Here is an 18675-nt window from a genome sequence, read left to right as displayed (position 1 = left end):
GCGCTAGTAGTGATTTTATAACCCCTGCTTTACAGGACGATAAAACAGTTTCGAAAATGTGTAAGTGTGCATACGATCGATTAAAAATGTTAGGCATCATCAAAAAGGACATGTATGAGCAGACATATAAGAAAAATAGACTTAATTAAAAGTATGGCGGTCTATGATGATTTTCGGTGGTCATCATCTATTCGAGATGCTGGTAATAATATTGCAGAATTTAAAAGACTAAATATTCTATATGGCCGCAACTACTCTGGTAAAACAACACTCTCAAGGATCTTTAGAGCTCTTGAGACAGGTACGATATCAGATAAATATAGCTCACCTGAATTTCAACTGTCTTTTGATGGTGGTGGCATTGTCACTCAAAACTTATTAAGTGACCATGGTCAAGTCATTCGTGTTTTCAATGAGGATTTTGTCCGAGACAATCTCCGTTTCATCGTTGATGATGAACATACCATCAATTCGTTCGCCATCTTGGGTGAAGAGAATGCAAGAATTGAGGAAGAAATTGAGAAGTGCGAAGCTGAGTTGGGGAGCGAAGAAAGTCAGTCAGGATTAGAGGGAGAGCTCCTCAAGGCTAAAGAAAAATCTGAGGTAGCTCTAAAAGAATATGACAACAAAGTAACAGAATTGAGAGGTAAGTTACGTGATAAAGCCAATAAGGAAGTCACCGGAATCAAGCACAATAAAATTTTTGGTGATGCAAACTACAATGTCAATAGAATAGAAGAAGACATCTTAACTGTTAATGAAGATACTTATTCTCCGCTTTCTGATGAGCATGTAGGTAAGTTGCACGACCTTCTCAGAGAAGAGTCTAAACCGGAAGTTTCAGAATCATCAGAATTTAACCTTCAATACAATGCGATCACTGAAAAAGCTAAAGAATTAATTGAAAAAAAGATTCAAGCATCTGATCCAATTCAGGAGTTACTAAACGATGCTGTTTTAGCCTCTTGGGTGAGGACTGGCCGTGGGCATCATCAAGAGAAAAAAGCTAAGTGCGCATTTTGTGGGAGTGATCTTCCAGAGGATTTGTGGGACAAGCTGGATAAGCATTTTAACCAAGAATCTGAAGAACTTCGTCACGCATTGGAAGCACTGCTTGTATCTATTGAACGTGAGCAGTCTCAAATTGCGAGCCTGCTAAATATCAAAAGCTCTGATTTTTACTCTAACTTCACATCTGATTTGGATTCGCTGAGAGAACTGTTAACGATCCTATCAGCACAGTACCGTGAGAGCCTGATCTCAATACAGGAACAGGTTGAAAAACGAAGGGATGATATATTTACCCCCTTTGAATTTAAAGTACCTAAATCGGTTGAAGAGGGTTTGAACTCTATTAGAGATTCGTTTGAGGAACTCAGAAATGAGTCAAACCAGTTTACCGCTTCGCTTAGCGTCGACCAATCGGCAGCTCTTACAGCTCTCCGCTTACATGAAGTATTTACATTCATAAACGACATTAAGTATGGAGATGAGAGTGCGGCTATTGAGCGACTTAATAAGGTCATGGGCGAAGCGGAAGAGGCAAAAAACACCTTAGAAGAGAAAGTTGAGGCGAAACGGGGAATAATATCTGACTTGAAGGCTCAGTTAAAAGATGAAAGTAAAGGAGCTGATAGGGTAAACGATTATTTGAATAATTTTTTCGGCCATCAGTATCTCTCTCTTGAAGCCATTGAAGAAACAGCTGGAGACGCGTCATTTGGATACAGGTTTGAGGTAACCCGAAACGGCAATAAAGCATTCCATCTTAGTGAGGGTGAATGTAGCCTGATTGCTTTCTGTTATTTCATGGCCAAGCTTGAAGACATTGAGACTAAAGGAAATCAACCTATAATCTGGATTGATGATCCTATATCAAGCTTAGATGCGAACCATATATTTTTTGTCTACAGCCTTATTAATGCTGCGATTGTGACACCAGAGAAATATGAAGACAGCGGTGAGGTCAAGGAGCGTGATCGTTTTAAACAGTTATTTATTTCGACTCATAATCTGGATTTTCTGAAGTATCTGAAGCGCCTTCCCGGTGCTATGAACAAAAAGCAGTCTCAATACTTTATCATTACTAGAACTGATCAAGGCAGTAACATTACATTGATGCCTCGATATCTTAAAGACTACGTCACAGAGTTTAATTATTTGTTTCATCAGATTTATAAATGCGCGCATGCATCGAGTGAGAGTAATGAAAATCATGATTGTTACTACAATTTTGGGAATAATGCTCGTAAGTTTCTTGAGGCGTTCTTGTACTATAAATATCCCAATGCTGTAGAAAAAGATGACAAGTTAGCGCGTTTTTTCGGAGATGATGTATTAGCTGCATCATTAACGGATCGTATTAACAATGAGTTTTCTCATTTAGAAGGCGTCTTTGAGAGAAGTGTTTTGCCTATTGATGTTCCTGAGATGAAGACTACGGCAAGTTTTATATTAAGCAAAATTAAAGCAAAAGATCCAGATCAGTATTCGGCATTACTTCAAAGTATAGGAGTCGAAAATGCTTAACAAACACATGTTATCAATTAGTTTTCCGCTGCGCTTCTAAAGTTCCGGTGAGTGGGGCATCAAACACTGCACTTTTGTATCTGTAAAACCATAAATAAGAAAAACATAAGCCATTGAGCTCAGATCTTTGGGCATCGTTGCTTCTAGAAACTAAATACAACCCTACTTTCAAATCACCCTAACCCAAGCAACTAAAAATAGTTGCTTGGGTTAGGGTGGACATCTATACTTTTATTTTCAGGATGAAAGAAGAAGCGCTATGGGTAAGCAAGAAAAGCTAATGGAAAAGCTTCGATCTGCCAGAAAAGTTTTTCCTTGGAGTGATTTAGTAACTTTGTTAATTCAACTTGGCTATGAAAAAAAAGAAATGGCGGGTTCGAGGGTTCGTTTTTATCATAAAGACAAAGATACGATCTTGTTGCTACATAAACCTCATCCTGAAAATGAGTTAAAAGGTGGTGCTTTAAATTCAATTAAAGTGCATTTGCTTGAAGAAGGTTGGTTATGAAATATCTACAATATAAAGACTATTTCGGCACGATTGAGCCAGATCTGGAAAGCAACACGCTATTTGGTAAGCTTGCTTTTATTCGTGACCTTGTTACGTACGAAGCAACGACATTGAAAGAGCTTGATGTTGAATTTCGTCGTTCGGTCGATGAATACCTTTTAACTTGTAAGGAACTGGAGCGGATTCCTCAAAAGCCTTGTAAGGGATCGTTTAATATCAGAACAGGCGAAGCTTTACATCGAGAAGCGGTGGTTGCAGCTGAAGGGCAGAGTTTAAATGCTTTTGTTTGTGATGCGATTCGAGAAAAAATAGCAAATTCACACCGTTTAGATAATTAAAGCCTTCCTTGGCTTTTATATATTCTCTCTTACACACATCACCATTCACCGACCAGAGGTCTTACGCTCGCATGTAAGGCCAACCTTTTATTTGCTGATGAGCAATGTATTGAACCGCTGCGTCGACTTGCTTCACATTGTCCTGAGCGGAAAGCGCTTGCGCTTGAAGGCTATTACGACAAATCACTAATCTACTCAAAATATCCTCGTCATTTAAGGTAACGGCTAATGCGGCCGCTGGGCCATTAACGACGATTTCTACTTGAGCATCGGATTCTAATTTCAGTAAATTACGAGCGTTATTCTGAGCGCGTTTTAGCGCATCGACTGTTGGTGCGTGTATTAATAATTGAGTAACCGCCATACCAATATCCTTTTTCAATTAAAGTGCGTTTGCGATGTCTTGAGCCAATTTTTGCAGCGTGTCTGTGCCGCGATGGCGTGGACGAGGCAGTTCGATTTTTTGATCTAACACTATGTTCGCAGGCGAGCCAGAAAGCACAATGACACGGTCTGCTAAATACACGGCTTCTTCAATATCGTGAGTGATAAACATCACGGCTTTTTGAGTCTGTTCCCAAATGGTTAATAGCTGATCTTGCAGATGATGGCGAGTAATGGCATCTACCGCACTAAAAGGCTCATCCATTAATAATAAGTGAGGCTTAACCGCTAATGCTCTGGCAATGCCGCCACGTTGGACTTGTCCGCCAGACAACTGATGAGGCCAGCGCTCAGCCAGTTCTTCAAGGCGTGCTAGCTTTAAGACTTCGTCTACGCGCTCGCGTTTTTCTTCCGCTGTTAGCTTAAGTCCTTTTAGGCCGTAAGCCACGTTGCTGCGTAATTTTCGCCAAGGCATTAAACGACCATCTTGAAACACCACGCCACGAGATCGTCTTGTGTCGTCTTCTTCAACATGAAGTTCAATGCTGCCATGGCTGGCGGTAGCCAAACCTGCTACACAGCGCAATAGGGTGGATTTACCAACACCAGAGCCACCGACAACCGCGATGAATTCGCCGTCTTCCATGCGAAGGTTTAAGCCAGCAAAAACAGGATTTGGATTGTTACCATAGTGATAACTTAAGTCTTCGATATTTAAGATGGACGCCATGTCAGCACTCGCTTTTTCAATGAAACCAAATAGAGTATCGCTCAAGGTGTAAACCAGAGAAATAATCAGCATGTAAACTACAACGACTTCATAAGCACCGACACCAGCGGCGGAATTCATTTCTTGTCCCATGCCCGGAACGCCCAACAATTCAGCGGCGATGAGTGTCATCCAAGCTTGTCCAATGCCGGTTCGAATACCAGAGAAAATTCCTGTTGCGGCGCCCGGCAAGGTTACTTGAAGCGCTTGGCGCAAGTGTCCGTTTTGACCAAAAGCACGAGCCAGTTCATAAAAGCGGGAATCCACATTGCGCACTGCAGAGTAAGTCGCAAAGTAATTTACCCAGAACACGCCGATGGCAATAACGAAGGCTGCACCTGCATGGCTGACTTTGAACCAAGCAATGGCAAATACAACCCAAGCCAAAGGTGGAATAGGGCGAAGAATTCGTGCTAACCAAGCATGTAGCGCATCCAACAAAGAAGAAGAGGCGGCTAATGTTCCCACTAAAAAGCCAAGGGAAGTACCAATGGCTAAACCCCAAACATAGTGAACCAAACTGGACAGAATGGCTGGAACTAAACGGTCTGATGACCACTCATCGATCAATGCTTGTGGCAATCGAAAAGGGTCTGGTATGGTGCCAGCTGCTGCCCAGCCTGCGGCTTGAGCGTATTTCCAAAGTAGTACAAATGCCGCTACACCAATAACGCCCAATAAGGCACGCCCTGATCGAGAGCGTGTTAAAGGGTGAGATTCTAATGCCATGATACTGGATTACTCCTGAGTTAAATCGTTGTAAAAACGAACATCAAACAAGGCATCAAGATCGACACTTACTTTAAGTGTGCCTTGGCTCGCTTGGAAATCATGCATGGTGCGAGTGCCGTCGATGATGGCATTCGGGTTCGCTTCAAACTGATCGTGTGAGTTTTTCAAAGCGGTTAGCGTAATTTTCGCAGGCAAGCGACCGCCACCAACGTATTTGCCAACAGCCTTCACCGCTTCTTCTGGGTTGTTACGCAACTTAGCGGTAGCAGCAATGTGCGCTTTTACTAAAGCTTTGACGAGTTCGGGCTGTTCATTGATTAATGCTTCGCGCACAACCATTACCGCACCTGGCTGATGAGGGAACATACCAGAACCAGAAGCCACTACTTTGGCATCCGATTTTTTGTCACTAATAATGCTTACAACCGGCTCTAAAATCGCTGCGCCATCGACGGCTTCTGTCATTAGGGCTTGTTGTACCTGAGCCGCGCCTTGGTAAATGATATCGATGTTTTGCGTGATGTCGTCACTGCTCATGCCAAGTTGTTTTTGTAACCAATACTGCAATACGGTTTCTGGCACAGAGCCTCTTGGGAAAGTAGAAATTACCGCTTTACGGCCTTGGTCTGCTTTGAAACGAGCAAAGGCTGTTTTCGCATCGCCATTTTCAAAGTAAGGAGACAAATTACCCAAAGCCACCATGCTGATTTGCTCAACAATGTTTGAAGCGACAACTTTAATGTCTGCGCCTTTCGCGCGAGCAACCATTGCTGGCCCAATACCAAGATAGGCAACATCTAACTGACCAGCTAATAAAGCTTGAACAATGGCTGGGCCATTTTGGAACTGGAACAATTCAGGGTCACTGACACCTGTGTCTTCTAAAGTGTCATTTTCCAAAATAATAAAGGCTTGAGAAATTGGGATGATCGGCATGTAACCAATTTCAAGACTATCTTTGGCTGCGTTTGCTACGTTGCTAAAGCCACACAAAAGCAAAGTCATCAGGGTTATGATTCGGGACATTAGAGCACTCCGGGAAGTTGAAAAATTAAGCACGAATTATATATAAAATAAAAGAATATTAAACCAGTGTTCAAGATCGTTTCGAACTAAATAAAGAAGCCATTTTGTACAAGCAGGAGCAAATAAGCTGCGCTTTCTCTTTTAAATGAAGATGAGATTCGTCAAAGCTCATAAATGAATTGATCATCTCGATTAAGAGCGAATCTATTTAGAATCACCTGCGTGTTGTAATTGGTAGAATAGGGTACAATTCTCCGAAATCGGATCAATGAGAATTGTTCCGCTTATTTGTGTCCTTCATTACGAAATAGACTGTTTTAAATTTTTTAAGGTATTTTCAAATTATGACTAGCAATCATGAATCCGTAGACGCTTCTAACTCAGTTGAAGATAGCTGCTGCAGTAGCTCTAGTTGCTGCGCCCCTGTTGCTCCAGTTAAACGTGACCAGCCAAAAATTGGTCGTAACGATCCTTGCATTTGCGGCAACGGTAAAAAATACAAAAAATGCTGTGGTAAGAACGCCTAGCTGTTTCTAGCCCTTCTTTTTGTTTCATAAAAAGAAGGGCTTTATTCTGCATTGCAGAAGACAATGACACTCCCACTTTTATTTATCATTCCAGCTCATAATCTCTGATTTATTAATTGAACCCTACAGGTATTCATTATGAATTTTGACACGACGAATCCTTTGTTAATGCTTATCGATCTGCAAAATGCGATAGACGATCCTAGTTGGGGTGTTCGAAATAACCCAGAAGCGGAAGATAAAATCCAAACCTTGCTGAAAAACTGGCGAGCCAAGAAACTGCCGATTTTGCACATCAAGCACATGTCGACTGAGCCAGAATCAAAATACTTCCCAGGCACTGCAGGGAATGATTTTAAACAATTTGCCATGCCTTTGGATTCTGAAGATGTTATAGAAAAAGACACGAACAACGCGTTTATCCGAACAAACCTTGATGGTTATCTGCAAGAGAGAAGCATATCTGAGGTCGTCATTGTGGGGGTGATAACAAACAACTCTGTTGAAGCGACCGCGAGAATGTCAGGTAATTTGGGTTATAAAACCTTTGTTGTTTCTGATGCTACTTATACCTTTGATATGAAAGACTTTAGAGGTCAATTGCAAACAGCGGAGACGGTTCACAATATGTCTCTTGCGAATTTACAAGGTGAGTATGCTCATATATTAAAGGCTGAAGAAGTCTTGAAGCGAATAGTAAGTGGAGAAGATCAATGTACAAAGACATCATAGACTTCTGGTTTACTGAGCTGGAGCCCAAGCACTGGTGGCAAAAAGACACTGCATTTGATGCCATGATCCAAAGGCGTTTTGGTTCACTGCATGAGCAGGCCAAAGCCGGAGAGCTGTTTAGTTGGCGAGAGACAGCATTGGGTAGTCTTGCTGAAGTCATTATTCTTGATCAATTTTCACGAAACATTTATCGCGATAAACCGGAGTCGTTTGCATGTGATGCTTTAGGTTTGGCATTAGCTCAGTTTGCTATCTCGAAAGGCTTTGATACAGAATTAGCTACAGCGGAGCGGAGCTTCTTATACATGCCTTTTATGCACAGTGAATCAAAACAGATTCACATGGAGGCTGTGAAGCTGTTTGAATCTTTAGGTAATGAAAGTAATTTAGAATTTGAACATAAACACAAGGTTATCATCGATAGATTCGATCGCTATCCTCATCGAAATGCGATTTTAGGGCGAGTATCAACACCAGAAGAAGTTGAATTTCTCAAGCAAGAAGGCTCAAGCTTTTGAGTTCATTAAGTTGCTTTTGTCGTTTTTATCGCGCTTCGATTGCTGTTATCCTAGCGCCATTATTGATGTAACAGAGTAGATAGAATGATTAATGATAACGATGTGATACTGACGCTCGAAGAACTTGAAGCTTTTTTGCGTGTCATTGAGATGGGCACTTTGGGATTAGAAAACGTTGCTGGTGTTGCCTTAGCAAGAAGTAATAGTGATGGTCGTCCGTTTGTTGCTGTGTTAGATGATAAACAGCAATTAGTATTGGGGCGTTGGGTAACAGAAGAAGTATTCGAGAACGGCAAAGACATGGTTCGTTACGGTACAAAGAAAACCCATTAAGCAAAAGACTCTCACTCTTTCGCTTATAGTAAAAAAATCCCGCTTAAGCTTTTGCCTAAGCGGGATTTTTGTATGTCATAAAAAGCTTTACTGAACCAGTTCGTTGTCCGTAAATTCGCCTTCAAATAAGGCAGTAGACAAGTAGCGTTCGCCTGAATCCGGCAATACAACGACGATTTTTTTATCTTTAAAATCGGCTTCTTGGCTTAAACGCTCTGCAGCGACAACCGCCGCACCACAAGAAATACCGCACAAAATGCCTTCCTCACGCATTAAGCGTTTTGCCATAGCAATGGCATCTTCATTAGAGACTTGCTCAACACGGTCAATGATAGATAAATCTAGGTTTTTAGGAATGAATCCCGCACCGATGCCTTGGATTTTATGAGGCGCTGGTGTTGGGTCTTCACCATTCATTGTCTGTGTAATAACTGGCGAGGTGGTTGGCTCTACCGCAACACTGGTGATGGCTTTGCCCTGTGTGTTTTTAATGTAACGACTTACGCCTGTAATGGTGCCGCCTGTTCCTACGCCAGCTACTAAAACATCAATTTCGCCATTTGTGTCTTGCCAGATTTCTGGACCAGTGGTTTTTTCATGAATTTCTGGGTTTGCTGCGTTTTCAAATTGCTGAAGGTGTACGAAATTGTCGTCTTGAGCAATTTCTTCTGCTTTCGCAATGGCGCCTTTCATGCCTTTTGCTGGCTCAGTTAAAACAATATTGGCACCAAGTGCTTTCATGACTTGGCGACGTTCAATACTCATGCTCGATGGCATAGTAATGGTAATTGGGTAACCGCGAGACGCAGCAACGAAACATAAGGCAATGCCTGTGTTACCACTTGATGCTTCAACAATGGATTTGCCTTTGGTCAAAATGCCTTTCTTTTCAGCGTCCCAAACCATGTTTGCACCGATACGGCATTTCACAGAAAAGGCTGGGTTACGCGACTCTAGCTTCGCCCAGATGTTGCCATTACCTATGCGGTTTAAACGTACTAAAGGCGTATTGCCGATGGTAAGAGAGTTATCTTCAAATACTTGGTTAGACATACCACTTCCTTTTTTATTGGTCGTTGAATGATTGCTGCCTATCGTCGCAGCATATTGGTTTCACTATAACCTCTTGATGGGGATTAATGTTAGAATTTCCAACTATATAGATAGAAGCGACGCGCGACGCTAAGTTATTAAGCCATGTTTGTATAAAACGCAGCACTTATAAGTGAAAGTGCTCAGCGACGTAAGCGCCCAATTAGACAGGATACCTTTTTAGATACCATGGAAAATCATGCAGTGATGACACGTGATCGTCATCTTATTGTCCGTAAAAAAACCCAGTTAGCGAAACGTCAAAAAGACGGTTTACCCAGTGATCGAATGGCGAATGAATTGTCTGCCATGACGGAAAAGTCGAATGCTTTATATCAAGCCAGATTGGCTTGTTTACCGAAAGTCACTTATGACGAAAGCTTACCGGTTGCAGCTCGTGCTGATGAAATCATCAAGGCGATTCAAGACAACCAAGTTGTCATTATTGCGGGTGAAACCGGCTCTGGTAAAACCACGCAATTACCTAAAATGTGTCTGCAAGCAGGGCGCGGTATTGCAGGTGTAATTGGTCATACTCAACCAAGACGAATCGCTGCACGCAGTGTGGCAGAGCGCATTAGTGACGAGTTGCAAGTGAAGCTTGGGGAACAAGTTGGTTTTCAAGTGCGCTTTAATGATGAGAGTAATGAAGAAACGCTCATCAAGTTAATGACGGACGGTATTCTTCTCGCGGAAATTCAACAAGATAAGTTTTTATACAAATACGACACAATCATCATAGATGAAGCTCACGAGCGTAGTTTAAACATTGATTTTCTGTTGGGGTATTTGAAGCAAGTATTGGCAGCTCGCCCTGATTTGAAGGTGATTGTAACCTCTGCAACCATCGACGTTGAGCGTTTTTCAGAACACTTTAATAACGCCCCAATCATTGAGGTTTCTGGTCGAACTTATCCTGTTGAAATCCGTTACCAGCCTTTGTTGAGTAAGTCTGACTCCGAAGAGCTGGATGAAGATCAAAGTATGGAGCAGGGCGTGCTTGATGCGGTTGAGCTCTTGATAGCCGAAGAGCGACAATCTGGTTATCGCGGCGCGGGTGATATTTTGGTGTTTTTGCCGGGTGAACGAGAGATTCGTGAAACCGCTGAGATTTTACGCCGAGCTGAATTGCGTTCTACCGAAGTGTTGCCTTTGTACGCAAGATTAAGCGCCAGTGAGCAGCAGCGAATCTTTAAATCCCATGGTGGACGTCGAATCGTGTTATCAACGAACGTCGCAGAAACTTCTTTAACAGTTCCTGGTATTCGTTATGTGATTGATCCCGGTTTGGCGCGAATCAGCCGTTACAGTGTGCGTTCAAAGGTTCAGCAATTACCGATTGAAAAAGTCAGCCAAGCCAGTGCCAACCAAAGAGCTGGGCGATGTGGTCGTGTTGCCGATGGTATTTGTATTCGTCTTTATGATGAGGCAGATTTTGAAAGTCGCCCAGAATTTACGGATCCAGAAATATTCCGTACCAATTTGGCGTCGGTTATTCTGCAAATGGCGAACTTGAAACTCGGTGCTGTTGAGAAATTTCCTTTTGTTGAAATGCCAGAAAAACGCATGATCAACGATGGTTATCGTGCTTTGACGGAATTAGGGGCTTTATTTAAAGATCGTTTAACGCCCATTGGTCGCCAGCTTGCTAAATTGCCGATTGATCCAAAGCTAGGGCGAATCTTGATCGCAGCAGAAAAACACAGTGTTTTGAAAGAAGTCGCAATCATTGTCAGTGCTTTATCGGTTCCTGATCCAAGGGAGCGTCCGCAAGATAAGAAAACCCAGTCAGACCAAGCTCATGCCGTAGACAAAGATGAAGACTCGGATTTCGCGGTTTTCTTGAATTTGTGGGAGCGTTTTGAGGCTCAGCGTCAAGCTTTGTCCCAGAATCAACTTCGCCAATATTGCCGCAAGCAGTTTTTGAATTTCATGCGAATGCGGGAATGGCGTGACATTCATCGACAAATCATGATTGCTTGTAAACAACTGGGCTTTAAAGAAGTGCAGCACGAAGAGCGCCATTATGAAGCAATTCACCGATCCTTGTTAGCGGGTTTGTTTACGCAAGTGGCGAACAAAATGGAAGACAGCAAAGAAATGTTGGGGTGTCGCTCTCGCAAGTTGTCTATCTTTCCGGGTTCTATGCTGTTTAAAAAGCCGCCGCAGTGGATTATGGCGGCGGAACTGGTGGAAACCAGTAAGCTGTATGCGCGGGTGACAGCCAGAATTGATCCGGCTTGGATCGAAGAGTACGCGGCGCCTTTTGTAAAGCGTCAATACTTTGATCCGCACTTTGAGCGTAACCAAGGTCGAATCATGGCGAGTGAGCAAGTGTCGCTTTATGGTTTGGTGATAGTGGCTAAACGTCGAATTGATTACGGTCATGTTAATCCAGAAGAAGCTCGTGAAATCTTCATTCGTTCTGGTTTGGTGGAAGGTGAATTGCGAACTAAATTGGCTTTTTATCGCAAGAACAAAGCCTTGGTGGAAACACTGGAAACACAAGAAGCCAAATTGCGTACGCGAGACATTTTAGTTGATGATGAAGCCGTATTTGCCTTCTATGATAAACGCTTGCCAGCGGATGTTCGTAATCTCAAAAGCCTAGAATATTTTGTTAAAAAGTCTCCTGATGCTTTAGTGATGACGCGGGAAGATTTAATCAACCAAGATGTGAATGTTGATGACGTGGCGTTTCCAGACTCCTTCGGTTTGAATGGTGTGGCGCTGCCGATCGATTATAAATTTGACCCTGGCAAAGCAACTGATGGTGCGACGCTGAAAGTGCCTGTTGGTTTGTTAAGACAGCTCAGTTTGGAAGATTTAGGTTGGGCGGTTCCTGGTTTTATTAAAGAAAGATGTGAAGCCTTGTTACGCTCTTTGCCGAAAGCCTTACGTCGTCGTTTTGTACCGATTCCGCAGTTTGTTGACCGTATTTATCCGAATCTTTCCAAAGACAAAGGAGATTTGTTAGAACAACTCAGCTTGCAAATTAAACGTGAAACTCTGATTGATATTCCATTGAACGAGTGGAATGCGGAGAAATTGGATTCCCATCTTACTTTGAATTTAGAAGTGGTGGATGAGCGCGGGAAGATTCTTGGTGTAGGGAAAGATCTTGGTCAATTACAGAATCAGTTTAGTGATTTGGTTGAAGAGAGCTTTGCTAAGTTTGGTACGAAACAGCATGAGCAAGAAGACTTAACCGCTTGGCCAGATCAAGACATTCCTGAACGCCAAGAAATCAAGCAAGCGGGCATTAAGGTGACGGCGTTTCCAGCGTTAGTTGCGGATGGTGAGAAGGTTTCATTGAAAATGTTTGATGACCAAAATACCGCCATCGAAACCCACAGAAAAGGTGTGATTACTTTATTGAAATTAACGCTCAATAAAGAAATGCGTTATCTGCAAAAGAATCTGCCGCACCTTAAAGAGTCTATGCTGATTTTTGCTCCCATCGGCAAGAAAGAGCTTTTATTAGAAGACTTGTTGAATGCCATTTTAGACAAGGTGTTTTTAGATGGGCGTGCTTTACCGAGGACAAAAGCTGAGTTCGAGCAAAGTGTCTCGGCCCATAAATCGAATCTGATTACCGTGGCGAATGAGATGGCAGAGCAGCTTTATCGTGTGTTGTCGTCTTATCAAGGTGTGGCGAAGAAGATGAAGGGAAGTATTCCATTGCCTTGGACTCGAATTTATGGCGACATCAAACTTCAACTAGGTGAGCTGATTTACCCTGGTTTTATTGGTAATACGCCCATCTTTTGGCTTGGGCAATTGCCCCGTTACTTCAAAGGTATTGAGGTACGTTTAGAGCGCTTTCAAAATCATTTGAACAAAGAGAACGCTTATGTGTCTGAATTAGAAGGCCTTTGGCAAACTTACATAAGACAGAAGAAAGCCCACGACGAGAAAACACTATACGACCCAGAATTAGTGAAGTACCGTTGGATGCTAGAAGAATATCGTATTTCTTTGTTTGCTCAATCTGTTGGTACATTAGAGCCTATTTCTGATAAGCGACTTTCTAAACAGTGGCAAGAAGTGAAAAAGTTAGTTTGATTTGTCTAGCGCTGAGTGCTTCAAGTCTGATGCTATGTGACAAGTGATGAATTAAGGACAGTGAAATGTTTAAAGTAATGGGTTCTGTGTTTTTGAGTTTTTTGTTGATCTTCTCTCAGCCGAACTTTGCTGCTACGGAAGAAGATCCATGGGAAGGTTTCAATCGTGCCATGTTCACCTTTAACGATACGCTTGATGGTGCGATATTAAAGCCAGTTGCACAGGGTTATAAGGCTGTGACGCCAACGCCAGTTCAAAAAGGCGTTACGAATTTTTTCTCGAATTTGGGAGAGATCAGCAATATCGTTAATAACTTATTGCAAGGTAAATGGGACGGCACAGCGTCTTCTACTTGGCGCTTTGTGATTAACAGCACGGCAGGCTGGTTTGGCATCTTCGATGTGGCCAGTGAACTTGGTTTAAAAGAATACGATGAAGATTTTGGTCAGACTTTAGGTTACTGGGGCGTTTCGTCTGGGCCTTATTTGGTTTTGCCATTCTTTGGGCCTTCCACATTGCGCGATAGCGCTGGTTTAGTGGTGGATTATACGGCCTATGAGGACGGAGAAGAGTTATTTTTAGATTTAACTAATGAAGAGTATCTCGCCACTTTGGCGCTAGACGTTGTTGAAACTCGTGCTCGTTTGTTAAGCGCTGAATCATTAATTTTTGGTGATAGATACAGCTTTATTCGTGATGTGTATTTGCAGACCCGAGCTTTTGAAGTGTACGACGGCAATGTGCCTGCTAAACAAAATCAATCAGCGGATGAAAGTGTTGATGATGATAGTTGGGGCGACGATAGCTGGGGCGATGAAGAAGGCAGCTGGGGTGATGACTCTTGGGAAGACGACGCTGGTGGAAGTTGGGCTGAGTAAGTCAATTTCAAAACAGTACAATTAATTGTGAAAAAGGCCTGCTTTCAATAATAAAAGCAGGCCTTTTTTAGCACTTTTGTTTTTAGCTCTTTTCTAAGTAAAAGCTACTTCAAAGACACATGACTCGCTAAAGTAATTTTTAAGAGTTTTCCCGAATCTGTTCCGATATAAAGCGCACCTTCTGAATCTTGTGCAATAGAGCGAAGGCGTTCCGCTAAATTTTCTAAGTAACGTGTTTCTGTCGTTTCACCATTTTCGGCAATTTTCACTTTATTCAAATGTCTTAATGCCAATGCCGTCGATAGAAAATCTCCATTCCAATTGGAAAACAACATGCCTTGGTATCGAAGCAGGCTGCTTGGCGCGATAGAAGGGATAAACACTTTAGCTGGATTGTCTATGCCGTCTTTCGTTGTACCTTCACCTATGCTCTCTGAGCTAGAGTATTCCTTACCATAAGAGACAATGGGCCAACCATAATTCGCCGCTGGACGAATTAGGTTTATTTCATCACCGCCTTTTGGACCATGTTCGTTTGACCAAAGAGTTTGTGTACTTTGGTCATAAAACAAGCCTTGGGGGTTCCTGTGACCGTAGCTCCATATCTCATTCTTAATATTGGCATGAGAGACAAACGGATTGTCTGCCGGTACTTGTCCATTTAAGTTCAAACGAAGAATAGCACCAGCATGATTGGTTAAGTCTTGTGCGTTTTCTCGCACGCCTCTGTCACCGATAGAGAAAAACACATGGCCTTTATCATCAAAAGCAATGCGACCGCCGTAATGCCTTGTAAATGGTGATGCGGATTCTGTTACCAGCAAATCTTCCCATTGGCTTAAGCCATTGTTCGATAAAATGGCTCTGGCTAATGTTGTTCGAGCGCCTTCATTAGAAGGTTTAGCATAGGTGAAATACAACCAAGCTTGATTGTTAAAATCAGGCGATATAGCCACATCTAATAAACCACCTTGGCCTTTATTATCAACACTTGGTAAGCCTGTAAGACGTTGTTTATTGCCTGTGCTTAAATTTACTCGATAAGCCTCACCTTTTTGTATGGTGATAATAGCTTCTTGATCATTAAGTAGCGCAATACCCCATGGCGTGCCATCAAATTGCGTTACTTGTTTAATATTCAGTGAATCGTCAACAATGACAGCATTTGAGGCGTTAGCATTTAGCACCATGAAGCTGGCTAAAAATAGTATCCAAATTTTCATATGGCGACCTCTCCCGCGAATGTTTGTCTAGTATAGCGAAAAACGCATAGGAAATAGGGCGTAGGGAAAGACTTCCTCTGCAATTGCAGATTGCTTACCTAGTTGAATGAAGTGTTCATGGCGGTGGTCTGAAGTGTCTTAAATAAGCAAGAATTTGCTGTTTGTTTTTAGTCTTTAGCCTACAAAGCGCTCATTTTGCTTAACGTCTCGTGTGACAACAGCATTGGCACCAATAATGGCGTTATCTTGTATGGTGATGCCAGGCAAAATTTTAGCGCCGCCACCAATCCAGACATTATTGCCAATGTTAATCGGTTTTGCGAAGCAGGCGCCAGTAATACGTTGTTCGGCTTCTCTTGGGTGATCCACAGTATAAAAATGTGCACCGGGTCCAATGAGCACATTGTTGCCAATATGAATGGGAGCGCTGTCTAAAAACACACAATGGAAATTAATGTAGACCTTGTCGCCAATGTGAATTTGAGAGCCATAATCACACTGAAAACCCGGTTCAATCACCACACTACCAAATTCGGCAAAGAGGCGCGTAACATGGCGTAAGTTGCCTTTGCTTGGATGGGCATTAAATTTGGCGCAGGCAAGGCGAGCGGCTTCTCTGCGCAAGCGCAGATCGGTGTCGATACCATTAAAAGACTCACCACGGATCATCTTTTTAAATTCAGTCATGTTCGTTCCTATTGTTTAAATAAGACTCTCAAATAAAAAGCTCAAATAAAAAACGCGGTTCATGTTTGGTGAACCGCGTTTTCTAAACAGCTTATTTATGATGAAAGCGAAGCTTACAGCATAGAAGCCAAGGTCACTTCTAGCTTACGCTGATCAACGGCAAAGTTACGGATGCCTTCAGACAGTTTTTCAGTTGCCATAGCATCTTCGTTCATGGCCCAGCGGAAAGCCGCTTCTGTGATTGCTGCAGGTGCAGGTTTGATGTCGCTTGCAGGAACCAGTTTACGCTCTAGTTTGCCTTCGTCTTTCTTCAACTCTTCTAGTAGCGCAGGGCTAATCGTTAGGCGATCACAACCGGCAAGCTGCTCAATTTCGCCAATGTTACGGAAGCTTGCGCCCATAACCACTGTGTTGTAACCGTGCTCTTTGTAGTAGTTGTAGATCTCAGTCACAGAAACCACACCTGGATCCGTTTCCGCTGTGTAGTCTTCGCCAGTCGATTTTTTGTACCAGTCAAGAATACGGCCAACAAAAGGAGAGATCAGGTAAACGCCAGCTTCAGCACAAGCTTGGGCTTGAGCGAAAGAGAACAGTAGCGTTAGGTTACAGTTGATGCCTTCTTTTTCTAATTCTTCAGCCGCTTTGATGCCTTCCCAAGTAGAAGCCGCTTTGATCAATACACGATCACGAGAAACGCCAGCTTCTTCATAAAGTGCGATCAGTTTACGCGCTTTTGCTAATGTAGCGTCTTTGTCAAAAGACAAGCGTGCATCTACTTCTGTCGAAATGCGGCCTGGTACGTATTTAAGAATTTCAGTACCAACGATAACAGCAAGCTTATCGCCAGCGTCTAGAATTTGCTGCTCTTTATCATTGCTTTGTGTTTTCGCCCAAGCAACGGCTTGCTCTAGGAAAGGAGCGTATTCAGGGATTTGTGCTGCTTTTAGCATCAAAGATGGGTTTGTTGTCGCATCTTCTGGTAAAAAATCTTTGATTGCTGTGATATCACCTGTATCGGCCACAATGGTCGTGAATTCTTTTAATTGAGATAACTTATTACTCATTGTCTTATCCTTTGTGTTGATGGTGTTTGACCAAATCAATGGCTTCTAATAGTACATTAATTGTAGCATCCGCTTTATGACCTTTTTCGGACAAATATCGACGGAACTGTTTTCCGCCAGCTTCTCCTTGAAAAATGCCTAAAATGTGTCGAGTCAGATGCAAAAGGCGTTCGCCTTCATTCAGTTTACGTTCCACATAAGGAACGAATGCTTCTAACGCTTGGTAGCGATCTGTTACTAGAGCTTGGCCATGAAACAAGGCTTCATCAACTTGGCTTAATAGCCAAGGATTGTGATAAGCCTCACGACCAACCATAACGCCGTCGACCTTGGTTAATTGTTCTTGGCTTTCTTCTATGGTCTTTATGCCGCCATTTATAATGATTTCAAGGTCTGGAAAGTCTTGTTTTAGCTGATGTACATAATGGTACTTCAATGGTGGCACTTCGCGATTTTCTTTCGGACTCAAACCTTGCAAAATGGCATTGCGTGCATGAACAATAAAAGTCGTCACACCTGTTGTGGCGATTTCACCCACAAAGTCACGAACAAAATCATAGGATTCTTCATCGTCTAAACCAATTCTATGTTTAATCGTGACAGGCAAATCGCAAGCGTCTTGCATGGCTTTCATTGCATCTTTGACTTTTTCAGGGTGCGCCATCAAACAAGCACCAATTAAGCTGTTTTGCACGCGATCGCTTGGACAACCTGCATTTAAGTTTACTTCCTCAAAACCTGCTTGCTCTGCCATTTTGGCGCACTTACCCAGATCCTTCGCGTCAGAACCGCCTAGCTGCAAAGCAATAGGGTGCTCGCAATCATCGTAACGTAAAAAGCGTTCTGGGTGATTGCCATGCAATAAGGCGCCTGATGTCACCATCTCGGTATAAAGTAGGGTTTGCTTAGTCAGTGTTCTCGCGAAAACTCGGTAATCGGATGTCGTCCAGTCCATCATGGGTGCAATGGAGAAGCGTCTATCTAGTGAATCGCTTGATTTCAAAGGCTTTGAATTGCTTTCTATGACTTTGTCGTCTGTCATTAAATTGGTCTTTTATGGTCGAAAATACAGTTGAAAAATAATCTCTCAATTATGTCATAAAAGCCTAGGGATTCTAAGAGGTGACGCTCGCTACTTTAGAAAGAAAATGAGATATTGAGAGCTTTTTAGCTGTTTCCTCATTGTTGCATCAATCGATGTGGTAAGTCGTGTAAGTTTTTTTGTATCTAACCTTCCTGTCTTTGTTGTGCTTGGTGTAATAAGCGT

17 protein-coding genes are annotated in these 18675 nt (G+C 42.6%); 9 read left to right on the top strand and 8 right to left on the bottom strand.

Annotated elements, in window-relative coordinates:
• The first annotated feature begins 114 nt into the window (after positions 1-114).
• The 3 genes from AC0L46_RS01495 to AC0L46_RS01485 all read left to right on the top strand — a co-directional run bounded on the left by AC0L46_RS01495 (position 115) and on the right by AC0L46_RS01485 (position 3378).
• Entirely contained in the window at positions 115-2529 is a 2415-nt protein-coding gene (locus AC0L46_RS01495; RefSeq protein ID WP_473505247.1) for an AAA family ATPase, read from the top strand.
• 259 nt (positions 2530-2788) lie between these two features.
• Complete coding sequence (locus AC0L46_RS01490; protein ID WP_473505245.1) at positions 2789-3037, top strand: type II toxin-antitoxin system HicA family toxin; 249 nt, start codon at positions 2789-2791, stop codon at positions 3035-3037.
• The gene (locus AC0L46_RS01485) at positions 3034-3378 is read left to right on the top strand and encodes a type II toxin-antitoxin system HicB family antitoxin (protein ID WP_473505243.1); all 345 of its coding nucleotides are present in this window, start codon (positions 3034-3036) and stop codon (positions 3376-3378) included. The genes AC0L46_RS01490 and AC0L46_RS01485 overlap by 4 nt, the downstream gene beginning before the upstream one ends.
• 61 nt (positions 3379-3439) lie before the next feature.
• Here AC0L46_RS01485 and AC0L46_RS01480 read toward each other — a convergent pair whose 3' ends face one another.
• From AC0L46_RS01480 to AC0L46_RS01470, 3 genes are read right to left on the bottom strand one after another with little or no spacing between them, the layout of a single operon-like run.
• Positions 3440-3742, bottom strand: coding sequence for a hypothetical protein (locus tag AC0L46_RS01480; RefSeq protein WP_473505241.1), 303 nt, complete (start codon positions 3740-3742; stop codon positions 3440-3442).
• 18 nt (positions 3743-3760) lie between these two features.
• A complete protein-coding gene (locus tag AC0L46_RS01475) occupies positions 3761-5260 on the bottom strand; it encodes an ATP-binding cassette domain-containing protein (protein WP_473505239.1) in 1500 nt (499 codons plus the stop codon).
• 9 nt (positions 5261-5269) lie between these two features.
• Positions 5270-6289, bottom strand: a complete 1020-nt coding sequence (locus tag AC0L46_RS01470) for an ABC transporter substrate-binding protein (protein ID WP_473505237.1) — start codon at positions 6287-6289, stop codon at positions 5270-5272.
• 344 nt (positions 6290-6633) lie between these two features.
• On the opposite strand from AC0L46_RS01470, the gene AC0L46_RS01465 reads away from it, so the two are divergent.
• The 4 genes from AC0L46_RS01465 (at position 6634) to AC0L46_RS01450 (ending at position 8399) form a co-directional block, all read left to right on the top strand.
• Positions 6634-6816, top strand: a complete 183-nt coding sequence (locus AC0L46_RS01465; protein ID WP_414682071.1) for an SEC-C metal-binding domain-containing protein — start codon at positions 6634-6636, stop codon at positions 6814-6816.
• Positions 6817-6954: 138 nt separating this feature from the next.
• Positions 6955-7548: a cysteine hydrolase family protein gene (locus AC0L46_RS01460; RefSeq protein ID WP_473505235.1), complete on the top strand. Its 594-nt coding sequence runs from the start codon at positions 6955-6957 to the stop codon at positions 7546-7548.
• Positions 7530-8066 (top strand): DUF924 family protein, encoded by a 537-nt coding sequence (locus AC0L46_RS01455; protein ID WP_473505233.1) that lies wholly within the window; start codon positions 7530-7532, stop codon positions 8064-8066. The genes AC0L46_RS01460 and AC0L46_RS01455 overlap by 19 nt, the downstream gene beginning before the upstream one ends.
• A gap of 84 nt (positions 8067-8150) precedes the next feature.
• Entirely contained in the window at positions 8151-8399 is a 249-nt protein-coding gene (locus AC0L46_RS01450; protein WP_317004114.1) for a hypothetical protein, read from the top strand.
• A gap of 87 nt (positions 8400-8486) precedes the next feature.
• Here the strand turns inward: AC0L46_RS01450 and cysK are convergent, their stop codons facing one another.
• On the bottom strand, positions 8487-9452 hold the full coding sequence (gene cysK, locus AC0L46_RS01445; protein WP_473505231.1) for a cysteine synthase A: 966 nt from the start codon (positions 9450-9452) through the stop codon (positions 8487-8489).
• Between the two features lie 246 nt (positions 9453-9698).
• Here cysK and hrpA point away from each other — a divergent pair, with 246 nt between their 5' ends.
• Positions 9699-13556 (top strand): ATP-dependent RNA helicase HrpA, encoded by a 3858-nt coding sequence (gene hrpA / locus AC0L46_RS01440; protein WP_473507079.1) that lies wholly within the window; start codon positions 9699-9701, stop codon positions 13554-13556.
• A 65-nt stretch (positions 13557-13621) separates the two neighbouring features.
• A complete protein-coding gene (locus tag AC0L46_RS01435) occupies positions 13622-14434 on the top strand; it encodes an MlaA family lipoprotein (RefSeq protein ID WP_473505229.1) in 813 nt (270 codons plus the stop codon).
• Positions 14435-14538: 104 nt separating this feature from the next.
• Here AC0L46_RS01435 and AC0L46_RS01430 read toward each other — a convergent pair whose 3' ends face one another.
• From AC0L46_RS01430 to dusA, 4 genes are all read right to left on the bottom strand, one after another.
• Complete coding sequence (locus tag AC0L46_RS01430) at positions 14539-15657, bottom strand: PQQ-dependent sugar dehydrogenase (protein ID WP_473505227.1); 1119 nt, start codon at positions 15655-15657, stop codon at positions 14539-14541.
• Positions 15658-15831: 174 nt separating this feature from the next.
• Entirely contained in the window at positions 15832-16344 is a 513-nt protein-coding gene (locus AC0L46_RS01425) for a sugar O-acetyltransferase (RefSeq protein ID WP_473505225.1), read from the bottom strand.
• A 113-nt stretch (positions 16345-16457) separates the two neighbouring features.
• Positions 16458-17408: a transaldolase gene (tal, locus tag AC0L46_RS01420; RefSeq protein ID WP_473505223.1), complete on the bottom strand. Its 951-nt coding sequence runs from the start codon at positions 17406-17408 to the stop codon at positions 16458-16460.
• Between the two features lie 4 nt (positions 17409-17412).
• Complete coding sequence (gene dusA, locus AC0L46_RS01415; RefSeq protein WP_473505221.1) at positions 17413-18450, bottom strand: tRNA dihydrouridine(20/20a) synthase DusA; 1038 nt, start codon at positions 18448-18450, stop codon at positions 17413-17415.
• Positions 18451-18675: the final 225 nt, after the last annotated feature.

Source organism: Marinomonas sp. 15G6-16 (genome assembly GCF_055809555.1).
Note: the sequence above shows the minus strand (reverse complement) of the source record. Positions and strands in the feature narration are given on the sequence as shown.

Excerpts from the sequence above, each read along its gene's own strand:
- AC0L46_RS01495 (WP_473505247.1), top strand. The coding sequence starts at position 115 with ATGAGCAGACATATAAGAAAAATAGACTTAATTAAAAGTATGGCGGTC.
- AC0L46_RS01490 (WP_473505245.1), top strand. The coding sequence starts at position 2,789 with ATGGGTAAGCAAGAAAAGCTAATGGAAAAGCTTCGATCTGCCAGAAAA.
- AC0L46_RS01485 (WP_473505243.1), top strand. The coding sequence starts at position 3,034 with ATGAAATATCTACAATATAAAGACTATTTCGGCACGATTGAGCCAGAT.
- AC0L46_RS01480 (WP_473505241.1), bottom strand. The coding sequence starts at position 3,742 with ATGGCGGTTACTCAATTATTAATACACGCACCAACAGTCGATGCGCTA.
- AC0L46_RS01475 (WP_473505239.1), bottom strand. The coding sequence starts at position 5,260 with ATGGCATTAGAATCTCACCCTTTAACACGCTCTCGATCAGGGCGTGCC.
- AC0L46_RS01470 (WP_473505237.1), bottom strand. The coding sequence starts at position 6,289 with ATGTCCCGAATCATAACCCTGATGACTTTGCTTTTGTGTGGCTTTAGC.
- AC0L46_RS01465 (WP_414682071.1), top strand. The coding sequence starts at position 6,634 with ATGACTAGCAATCATGAATCCGTAGACGCTTCTAACTCAGTTGAAGAT.
- AC0L46_RS01460 (WP_473505235.1), top strand. The coding sequence starts at position 6,955 with ATGAATTTTGACACGACGAATCCTTTGTTAATGCTTATCGATCTGCAA.
- AC0L46_RS01455 (WP_473505233.1), top strand. The coding sequence starts at position 7,530 with ATGTACAAAGACATCATAGACTTCTGGTTTACTGAGCTGGAGCCCAAG.
- AC0L46_RS01450 (WP_317004114.1), top strand. The coding sequence starts at position 8,151 with ATGATTAATGATAACGATGTGATACTGACGCTCGAAGAACTTGAAGCT.
- cysK (WP_473505231.1), bottom strand. The coding sequence starts at position 9,452 with ATGTCTAACCAAGTATTTGAAGATAACTCTCTTACCATCGGCAATACG.
- hrpA (WP_473507079.1), top strand. The coding sequence starts at position 9,699 with ATGACACGTGATCGTCATCTTATTGTCCGTAAAAAAACCCAGTTAGCG.
- AC0L46_RS01435 (WP_473505229.1), top strand. The coding sequence starts at position 13,622 with ATGTTTAAAGTAATGGGTTCTGTGTTTTTGAGTTTTTTGTTGATCTTC.
- AC0L46_RS01430 (WP_473505227.1), bottom strand. The coding sequence starts at position 15,657 with ATGAAAATTTGGATACTATTTTTAGCCAGCTTCATGGTGCTAAATGCT.
- AC0L46_RS01425 (WP_473505225.1), bottom strand. The coding sequence starts at position 16,344 with ATGACTGAATTTAAAAAGATGATCCGTGGTGAGTCTTTTAATGGTATC.
- tal (WP_473505223.1), bottom strand. The coding sequence starts at position 17,408 with ATGAGTAATAAGTTATCTCAATTAAAAGAATTCACGACCATTGTGGCC.
- dusA (WP_473505221.1), bottom strand. The coding sequence starts at position 18,450 with ATGACAGACGACAAAGTCATAGAAAGCAATTCAAAGCCTTTGAAATCA.